The organism is Hyalangium sp., assembly GCF_035629615.1.
GTDB lineage: Bacteria > Myxococcota > Myxococcia > Myxococcales > Myxococcaceae > Hyalangium.
Genome location: NZ_DASPHO010000602.1, coordinates 1 through 9,239, shown reverse-complemented (window position 1 = coordinate 9,239; position 9,239 = coordinate 1). Strand labels below are relative to the sequence as shown.

Annotated in this window: 9 protein-coding genes; 6 read left to right on the top strand and 3 right to left on the bottom strand. The window is 68.7% G+C overall.

All coding sequences use genetic code 11. The features are described from left to right. The coding region (locus VD972_RS30425; RefSeq protein WP_324992277.1) for a PQQ-dependent sugar dehydrogenase at nucleotides 1-1,645 on the bottom strand (1,645 nt) is incomplete at its 3' end. A 101-nt stretch (nucleotides 1,646-1,746) separates the two neighbouring features. Here VD972_RS30425 and VD972_RS30420 point away from each other — a divergent pair. Next, complete coding sequence (locus VD972_RS30420) at nucleotides 1,747-2,358, top strand: hypothetical protein (protein WP_324992276.1); 612 nt, start codon at nucleotides 1,747-1,749, stop codon at nucleotides 2,356-2,358. 17 nt (nucleotides 2,359-2,375) lie between these two features. On the opposite strand, the gene VD972_RS30415 is transcribed toward VD972_RS30420, so the two are convergent. Continuing rightward, entirely contained in the window at nucleotides 2,376-3,143 is a 768-nt protein-coding gene (locus VD972_RS30415; RefSeq protein WP_324992278.1) for a lysophospholipid acyltransferase family protein, read from the bottom strand. 51 nt (nucleotides 3,144-3,194) lie between these two features. Then, nucleotides 3,195-3,974 (bottom strand): SDR family oxidoreductase, encoded by a 780-nt coding sequence (locus VD972_RS30410; protein ID WP_324992275.1) that lies wholly within the window; start codon nucleotides 3,972-3,974, stop codon nucleotides 3,195-3,197. Between the two features lie 141 nt (nucleotides 3,975-4,115). Between VD972_RS30410 and VD972_RS30405 the strand changes: the two genes are divergently transcribed. The 5 genes from VD972_RS30405 to VD972_RS30385 form a co-directional block, all read left to right on the top strand. Continuing rightward, nucleotides 4,116-4,697: a hypothetical protein gene (locus VD972_RS30405; protein WP_324992274.1), complete on the top strand. Its 582-nt coding sequence runs from the start codon at nucleotides 4,116-4,118 to the stop codon at nucleotides 4,695-4,697. 98 nt (nucleotides 4,698-4,795) lie between these two features. Beyond that, entirely contained in the window at nucleotides 4,796-6,340 is a 1,545-nt protein-coding gene (gene zwf / locus VD972_RS30400) for a glucose-6-phosphate dehydrogenase (RefSeq protein WP_324992273.1), read from the top strand. Then, nucleotides 6,337-7,005: a 6-phosphogluconolactonase gene (gene pgl / locus VD972_RS30395; RefSeq protein WP_324992272.1), complete on the top strand. Its 669-nt coding sequence runs from the start codon at nucleotides 6,337-6,339 to the stop codon at nucleotides 7,003-7,005. Before zwf ends, pgl begins: the two co-directional genes overlap by 4 nt. Nucleotides 7,006-7,051: 46 nt before the next feature. Then, a complete protein-coding gene (gene gndA / locus VD972_RS30390; protein ID WP_324992271.1) occupies nucleotides 7,052-8,485 on the top strand; it encodes an NADP-dependent phosphogluconate dehydrogenase in 1,434 nt (477 codons plus the stop codon). Between the two features lie 84 nt (nucleotides 8,486-8,569). Then, nucleotides 8,570-9,239 (top strand): hypothetical protein (locus VD972_RS30385; protein WP_324992270.1); only part of this gene is annotated, 670 nt, incomplete at its 3' end.

Below are 9,239 nucleotides of genomic sequence, written 5' to 3'. Positions count from 1 at the left end.
TGTTGTCGATGGAGGTCACCTGGACCGTCTCCGTGCTCAGCCCCGCTGCGGACACGGCGAAGAGCGCGGTATCCGGGTTGGAGTCCGCGTCCTCGGCGGCGTCGATCGTGACGCTCTGGAGCTGGTTCCAGTTGGCCCCCGTGAAGAGGAGCTGCGAGCCGCTCACGACCGTCAGGTCCGCGTCGCCCGAGGTCCGCTGCACGCTGACCGCGACATCCGCCGTGGGAGCCTCCGCCAGGCGCACGGTGAAGATGATCCTGCCACCCTCGAGGATGTGGTGGTTGAGCGCCGAGATGATGAGCTTCTGTCCGGACGCCAGAGGCTGGACCCGGGTGACGACGCCTGCCGCGACGCCCACCACGTACAGCGCGCCGTCTGGCCCCACGTCCATGTCCACGGCCTGGTTGAAGCCCGTGGCCCACGCATCCACCGTGGCCACCGTGCCATCCCCCGCCAGCGTGGCACGCACCAGCCTGTGGGAGTTGTAGTCCCCAAAGAGGAAGTTGCCGCGGTACTCGGGTGGAAAGAGCGTGGAGTCGTAGAAGACGCCCCCGGTGATGGAGCCCCCCAGGTTCTGCGTCTGCGCCGTGCCTCCACCACTCGCCGCATCCGGCCCCGCCTGCGCCGCCGTCCACTGGGTGTCGCTCAGGCTGCTGGCCATGTACACGGTCCCGTTGAAGCTCGCGTCCGTCACACCGGCCACGGTGATCTTCTCGCCCTTGCGGAAGCGGTGGGTGCTCGCGGTGGTGAAGGTGACGGTGCCCCCGCTGCGCACGGCGCCGGTCGCGGTGAGGTTGCGCGTGTCCGTGCCGTTGGTCCGGTACTTGATGACCGGGGTGATGTAGCCCGCCGGCTGGTTGTTCTCGTAGTCGTTGTAGCCCGCGTGGTCCCCCTTGCCGATGACGAAGATCTGCTCGTAGCTCGTCCCCACCGAGTTCACCCACAGCCTCCCCGGGCCCGGCTGGAAGGTGAAGGTGAACGGGTTCCGGAGGCCCCGCGCCCAGATGTACTCGTTGTTCGGGCCCACGCCGTCGTTGAAGGGGTTGTCGTTGGCGGGAGTTCCATCCGGATTGGCGCGGCCCACCTTGGAGGCCAGCGAGGTGAGATCCGCATCCACCCCCGTGCCGTTGCCCAGATCGCCAATGGCCCAGTACAGCTTCCCGTCCGGACCGAACCCCACGGCTCCGCCATCATGGTTCTGTCCGGCGGTAGGCAGGTTGTCGACGATCACCGCGCGCGCCGTGCCCACGCCATTGGCGTCCGTGTAGCGGACGATCTGCTGCTTGGAGGCGGTGGCTGTCACGAACAGATAGACGTAGCGGTTGACCGCGTAGTTCGGGTCGAACGCCAGGCCGATGAGGCCACACTCGCTGTTGGTGTGGACAGTCTCCGTCGCGAACACCGTCGTCACCAGCGTGTTGCTCTGCGTGACGAGCGCGCCATCGCGCATCGTCGCCACGCGCACGGTGCCGTTCTTGTTGAGGATGAAGAGCCGCCCCGAGCCATCGGGCGCCCAAGCCAGCCCGGTAGAGGGGACAAGCGCCGAGGAGCTATAGGTCGTCTCCTGGAAACCACTGGGGACGGCCGCCAGCGCTGGAGAGGCCAGCAGCGTCAGGAGGACAAGGCCTGCACAGAGTGAATGCATGCCCCGCAGACTACCAGTGGGGGCCTTGCTCACTCCATGAAACCCACCTGCACCGGCCCCCACCTTTCCTCGGCTCGGAGCCTGAGGGCAGAATCCCGGCCATGTATGAACCGCTCTTCGTCCTGCTCGCTGTGGCGGCCTCACTGTCCCTGGTGGGGCTCATCGCGTACTTCGCCTGGAGGACGCACAAGGCGCGAGTCGAGGCCTGGGCCGAGTTCGCCAGCCGTCATGGAATGCACGCCGAGGGCCTCCACATCGAGGGCGACTACGAAGGCTACCCGCTCAAGCTGGAGACCCAGTCACGGGGCTCTGGCAAGCACCGGTACACTGTGACGGTGCTGCACCTCTCGCTCCAGGGCGCGCTCCCTCCAGACTTCTCGCTGGAGCGGGAGCGCCTCGGCGACAAGGTGCTCCGGCTCTTCGGCAAGCAGGACGAGGAGATCGGCGATGATCCGTTCGACCAGCTCTTCGATCTGGAGAACCTCTCCTCCGCAACGGCCCGGGTGCTCCGGAACGAGGGGTTTCAGCAGCACCTCTATGAGCTGTCCAGCCTCTACGCGGACTTCCACATCAAGGCCGGCTGGATCCAGGCCGAGCGCCGCAACGTGCCCTCCACCGCGGACGAGCTGGAGGAGTTCACCGGCCCGGCGCTCATGCTGGCCCACACGCTGGAGGAGGCCTCCCAGCGCTCCAAGGGCTGGACGACGGGCTGAGCTCCCTCAGGAGAGACTCAGGCGCACTGTGAGCTCCTCTCCTCGGCGCTCTCCGCGGCCGGGGGCGGCAGGCCGAGCGCCTCGAAGTAGAGGGCGCGGACGCGCGCGGCCAGGGCCATTGGATCGCTGCCGAGGGACTCCGGGGGCAGCGGCGGCAGCACGCGCACGCGCACCCTGGCACGCGCATGCATCCGCGGGCCGTCCCCCTCGATGATGTCCGTGGTGCCCTCCAGGACCACCGGCACCACGGGCACCTGCTCCTCGATGGCGAGCCGGAATGCGCCGCGCTTGAAGGGCAGCGGCTGGCCGGGCGGGGCATAGGTGCCCTCGGGGTAGATGAGCACGGCCACCCCGCGCCGGAGCCACCCGCGGCACTGCTCCAGCATCCGCTCCATGGCCTGCGCGTGCCCGCGCTCCACGGGCACGTACTGCATCAGCGACATCATCCACCCCACCATGGGCACCTTGAAGAGCGAGGCCTTGGCCACGAACTTGAAGGGGTGGAACAGGCCCATGGTGGTGACGATGTCCATGGCGGACTGGTGGTTGGAGATGAGGACGGCCGGGCCGCGAGGCAGCAGCTCGCGCCCCTCCACGCTCACCCGCCAGCCGGGCCACAGGCGCAGGTAGAAGAGGTGGCACCAGGCGCACACGAAGGCGTGCAGCAGGGCCCGGTTCCGATCGAACGGCGCCGAGACGAGCCAGAGCACGGTGCCCAGCACCGTGCACACCGGCGCGGTGAGCAGGAAGCAGAGCCCGAACGCGAGGGTGACGAGGTACTTCAGCATGACAGGAAGAGGCCCCTCGGTTCGAGTGTGACGCGGGAGCTCAGTCCGTCACTTGGACGGCTGAGAGAGCTGGACGGCGAGGTTCATCCCGTAGTTCACCTCGAGGCCCCCATCGACGACGATCGTCTGCCCGTTGATGTAGGAGGAGCCCTCGGAGCACAGCCACTCGATGGGACGGGCGATCTCGTCCGCGCTGGCGATGTTGCCCACCGGGACGGTCTCCTTCACACGGGCCTCCAGGGCGTTCCACGCTTCGCCCATGTAGAAGCGGCTGGAGTCGGTGTCGATGTAGCCCGGGTTCACGGCGTTGACGCGGATGCCGGTGCCAGAGAGCTCGGCGGCGAAGTACTTCACGAGGATCTCCATGGAGCCCTTCATGGCGCCGAGGAAGCCATGGAAGGGCAGCGGCATGCGCGAGTCCATGCCGGACACGGCGACGATGCGGCCCTTGCGGCCCGCCATGAGGGGCACGGCGCGCTGCACGCCGAGCACGAAGCTCTTCACCGTGACGTTGAACGTCTTGTCCATTTGGTGGAGCTTCATCTGCATCAGCGGCACGAAGGCGGTGGAGGCCGCGTTGGCGACGAAGACGTCCAGCCCGCCGAACTCCTGCTGGAGGGTGTCAAAGGCGGCGTGAAGGCTCGCGGGCTCGAGCTGGTCCGCGACGACGGTGCGGCAGCGCCGGCCGAGCGCCTCGACTTCCTTGGCCAGCGCGGCGGCAGCCTCGGCGTCACGCCGGTAGGTAGAGACGATGTCATAGCCCGCCTTGGCGAGCCTCAGGGAGACAGCCCTGCCCACGCCGCGCGAGCCACCAGTGATGAGAGCCACAGGAGAGGTCATAGCCCCCTGGGCATACCACCTTCCCGGCCCTCTTGGCGGACTCCCGAGCAGGCGGCAACCCCCGCCTCGGCCGACATGCAGGCGCTCAGGCATGTCCTTGTCCGGCGCCGCTCAGCTACCCTGCCCGGCATGATCGAACCTCTGAGAGCCGCCAGCGTCGCCTGGTACGTGACGGGGCGGTTCTACGCAGCGACCGACCAGACGACGCAGGACCTGGGCTACTTCCTCCACCTGCAAGGGATCGAGGGGAGCCTCTTCGATGGCCCCCCCAGCGAGAAGACCGCCTGCTTCACCTTCCGCTCGGCCCCGTTCACCGCCCAGCCCGTCACCAATGGAGACCTGTCCCTGGGACTCGATGCGGTCGGCGAGTTCACCCTGTACCTGAAGCGGCGCCCGGGCGCGTCCTTCGATCACCCCGACTCGTTCTCCGATGGCGAGCCCATCGCCACGTTCCGCCGTGCCAGCGTCGTCATGGGAACAACCTTCAGCGCCCCCAAGAATGGAGGCAACCTGCTGTCGCTCAACGTCTTCACGGCCTCCCTCACCTGGAGCCAGGAGTTCGAGTTCCGGGGCGCCAGGTATGATCTCCGCCAGCTGCTCCCGCACGGCATCACCCAGTGGGGAGAGGCGAGCGCCACGCTGCTCAACGCCCCACAGGGCTTCGAGAAGGTGTCCGCATTCGTAGGGTCCGCCATCGCGCTCGGGAAGTGAACGCGTGACGACACTGCTGGCGGTTCCCAAGACATCCGGGGGCAAAGCCTCTTAAGGTGACGCCTCCATCCACCGCTTCAGTTCCAAAGGAAGCCAGCATGGACGCTCAGGGCCTCCACATCGAGACCATCCCCCGCGAGGGCGATCCCATCGTCCGCGCGGCCCGGCCGGACCCGTGCCTCGTCGTGCTCTTCGGAGCCACCGGAGATCTGGCCCAGCGCAAGCTCTTCCCTGCTCTCTTCGAGCTGGCGCGCTCCGGGCTGCTGCCGGAGCAGTTCGGCGTGGTGGCCTTCAGCCGCTCCGCGCAGGACAACACTGCCTTCCGTGCCCAGGTGAGGGAGGGCCTCCAGAAGTTCGCCCGCACCCAGCCGCTGGACGGGCCCACCTGGGAGCGCTTCGCCTCGCGGCTGGAGTGCATCTCCGGCGCCTATGACGACCCGGCCGCCTTCACGCGGCTGCGCGAACACCTGGAGGACGCCGAGAAGCGCTACGGCACCCAGGGCAACCAGCTCTACTACCTGGCCACCCCCGCCTCCACCTTCCCCTCCCTGCTGGGGGGGCTGTCCGGCGCAGGGCTGTTGCCGCGCGAGGAGCAGGCCGGGAAGCGACCGTGGCGGCGGCTCGTCATTGAGAAGCCCTTCGGGCGTGACTTGGAGACGGCGCGCGAGCTGAACCGCAACCTGTCCTCCGTGCTGGACGAGCGGCAGATCTTCCGCATCGACCACTACCTGGGGAAGGAGACGGTCCAGAACATCCTCGTCTTCCGCTTCGCCAACCTCATCTTCGAGCCGCTGTGGAACCGGAACTACATCGACCACGTGGAGATCACCGCGGCGGAGGTGCTGGGGATGGAGGGGGGCCGCGGGCGCTTCTATGACGAGACGGGCGTCATCCGCGACATGGTGCAGAACCACCTGCTGCAGGTGCTGGCGCTGTGCGCGATGGAGCCGCCCACCTCGTTTGGCGCGGAGGACATCCGCGACGAGAAGAACAAGGTGTTCCGCTCGCTGCGCTCGCTGGAGGGCAGCGACGTGGCCACCCACGTGGTGGCGGGGCAGTACCGCGGCTATCGCGAGGAGCAGGGCGTCTCGAAGGACTCCCGCACGCCCACCTACGTGGCCATGAAGATGAACGTGGACAACTGGCGCTGGCAGGGCGTGCCCTTCTACCTGCGCGCGGGCAAGAAGCTCTCCAAGCGGCTGACGGAGGTGTCCATCCACTTCAAGCCGGTGCCCATCAGCCTGTTCAGCACCGGAGACGCGTGCCAGCGCCTGGAGCCCAACGTGCTGCGGCTGCGCATCCAGCCCCATGAGGGCATCGCGCTCTCCTTCGAGTCCAAGGTGCCCGGCGAGGACGTGAGCATCGCCGGCGTCACCATGGACTTCGGCTACGCGGAGTCCTTCGCCAGGCCGGTGCCCGAGGCCTACGAGCGGCTGCTGCTGGACTGCATGCGCGGCACCGCCACCCTCTTCGCGCGCAAGGACAGCGTGGAGGAGGCGTGGGGCTACGTCACCCCCATCCTCCGGGCGCTGGAGTCGGGCCTGGGTGGGCACATTCACGAGTACACCTCTGGGAGCGCGGGCCCGGATGCGGCGGCGGCGCTGCTGGCGCGGGACGGCCGGCGCTGGACGGTGCTCACATGAGCCCGGCGCAGAAGATCGTCGTGGAGTCAGAGGAGCTTGCACAGCGAACCGCGGAGTGGCTCGCGGGCGCGCTCCAGCGAGCGCTCTCGGGCGGCGGGCGGTGCAGCTTCGCGCTCTCTGGAGGGAAGACGGTCGGCCCCATCTACCGCACCCTGGCGGCCATGCCCGTGCCGTGGGAGCGGGTGGACTTCTACTTCGCGGACGACCGGTGCGTGCCGCCCGACCACCTGGAGAGCAACTACTTCCTCGCCAAGGAGACGCTCTTCCGCCCCGCGGGCATCAAGCTCGAGCAGGTCCGCCGCATGGAGGGTGAGCGCGAGGACCGGGATGCGGCCGCGCGGGACTACGAGGCGCTGCTGCCCCCCACACTCGACGTCGTGCTGCTGGGCATGGGCGAGGACGGGCACACGGCCTCGCTGTTCCCAGGCCTGGCCGCCGTGGAGGAGCAGCAGCGGCGGGTGCTGGCGGTGGTGGGGCCCAAGCCTCCGCCGTGGAGGCTGACGCTCACGCTGCCGGTGCTGAACGAGGCCCGCCAGGTGCTCTTCGCGGTGGCGGGCGAGGGCAAGCGGGAGGCGGTGCGGCGGGTGTTCGCGGGCGAGGATCTCCCCGCGGGGCGGGTGAAGAACGCCGTGTGGATCTTGGATCGATCGGCGGCGGGGCAGTGAAGGTGTCACGGATCCGCCGTGCGGGCGGATCCACCAGGAGGACGCTATGACTTCAGCAGCGAATTCCCAGGGCCAGTTCCAGTTCGGCGTGGCCGGCATGGGCGTCATGGGCGCCAGCATCGCGCTCAACGTCGCGGACCATGGCTTCAAGGTGGCGGCGTGGGATCGGCACCCGGAGAAGATCGACGCCATCCACGCCAAGCACGGGCACCCGGAGATGAAGGGCACGGGCTCGCTGGCAGAGTTCGTGCAGATGCTCGAGCGCCCGCGCCGCATCCTGCTGATGGTGACGGCGGGCGCGGCGGTGGATCAGATGATGGATCAGCTGGCGCCCCTGCTGTCGCCGGGGGACGTGCTGATTGATGGCGGCAACTCGTGGTTCCTCGATACGCAGCGCCGCGAGAAGGCCTACCGGGAGAAGGGCCTGCACTTCATTGGCATGGGCGTCTCCGGCGGCGAGGAGGGCGCGCGCCATGGCCCCTCGCTGATGCCGGGCGGCCCCGTCGAGGCGTATGCCCTCATCCGCCCGGTGGTGGAGGCCATCGCCGCGCGTGCCGAGTCGGGCCTGTGTGTCACCCACGTGGGCCCGGATGGCGCGGGCCACTTCGTGAAGATGGTGCACAACGGCATCGAGTACGCGGACATGCAGCTGCTGGCGGAGACGTATGACGTGCTGCGCCGCGGGCTGGGGCTGTCCGCGGACGCGCTGGCGGACATCTTCACGAAGTGGAACGAGGGCATCGCCGAGTCCTTCCTGCTGGAGACCACCCTCAAGGTGCTGCGCAAGAAGGACCCGGAGACGGGCAAGCCGCTGGTGGACCTGGTGCTGGACAAGGCGGGCCAGAAGGGCACCGGCAAATGGACGGTGCAGGTGTCGCTGGACCTGGGCATCCCCGTGCCCTCCATCGCCGCGGCGCTGGACGCGCGCAACCTCTCGGCGATGAAGGAGGAGCGCGTGGCGGCCAGCAGCAAGCTCCCCGGCCTGCCGCTGGTGCTCACGGAGGAAGAGAAGACGAACCTCGTCTCGTGGGCGCATGACGCGCTCTACGCCGCCCGTGTCGTCACGTACGCGCAGGGCATGCGGCTCATCCAGGCGGCCTCGAAGGAGCATCACTGGAACGTGTCGCTGGCGGAGATGGCGCGCATCTGGCGAGGAGGCTGCATCATCCGCGCGAAGCTGCTCAGCCCGCTGCGCGAGGCCTTCACCCAGCAGCCGGAGCTGCCCAACCTCGTCGTCTCGGACGCCTTTGCTCCGGTGCTGACGAAGCTGGGGACGGCGTGGCGGCGCCTGGTGGGAACGGCGGCGCGGGTGGGCATCCCCGTGCCGGTGTTCTCCGCCAGCCTGGCGTACCTGGACAGCTACCGCAGCGCCGAGCTGCCGCAGAACCTCACCCAGGCCCAGCGCGACGCCTTCGGCGCCCACACCTATCAGCGCCGCGACAAGCCGGAGGCGGGCTTCGTCCACTCCGACTGGAGCTGAGAGGCACGGGCAATGGACGGCAGCTACTGGACACCCGGCCGGCCTGGGCGTGGCTTCTTGCCGGTGGAGGACCCTTGTCCCTGGTTGCCTGCGGCCTTCGCGCCCTGGGAGGAGCTGGGCCATGAGCTGCCCGCCCTGCTCGCGGCTGGCAGGGCGCGCGAACACCTCTCGCGGCTCCCGCTGCTGGAGACTCTCCATCTGGAGGAGCCCCGGCACCTGGAGCGGGCCATGCAGCTGCTGTCCTTCTTCGGGCACGCGGCGGTCTGGGAGAAGGGCTCTCACCCCCCGGAGCGGACTGTGCCGCGAAGCGTGGCGGTGCCCTGGTTTCGTGTGGCACATCGGCTCGGCCGTCCCCCCGTGCTCTCGTATGCCGCACACGGGCTGAACAACTGGCGGCGGCTCGATCCCGAGGGTCCCATCGCCTTGGGGAACCTGACTGCGCTCCAGACATTTCTCGGAGGCCTGGACGAGTCCTGGTTCATCCTCGTACACGTGGACCTCGAGGCCCGCGCTGCTCCGATGCTGGAGGCCGGGGTGACCGCTCAGCAAGCCGTGACGCGGGATGACCCCGAGGCGCTGGAGCACGCACTGCGGCGCATCGCCGCGGCCCAGCGAGAGGTGCACCGCACCTTGGAGCGCATGCCCGAGCGGTGTGACCCGTCCATCTTCTTCAACAGGGTGCAGCCCTTCCTGCACGGCTTCCTGGAGTCTCCCGTGCGCTACGAGGGCGTGGAGGAGCTGGGAGACCAGCCTC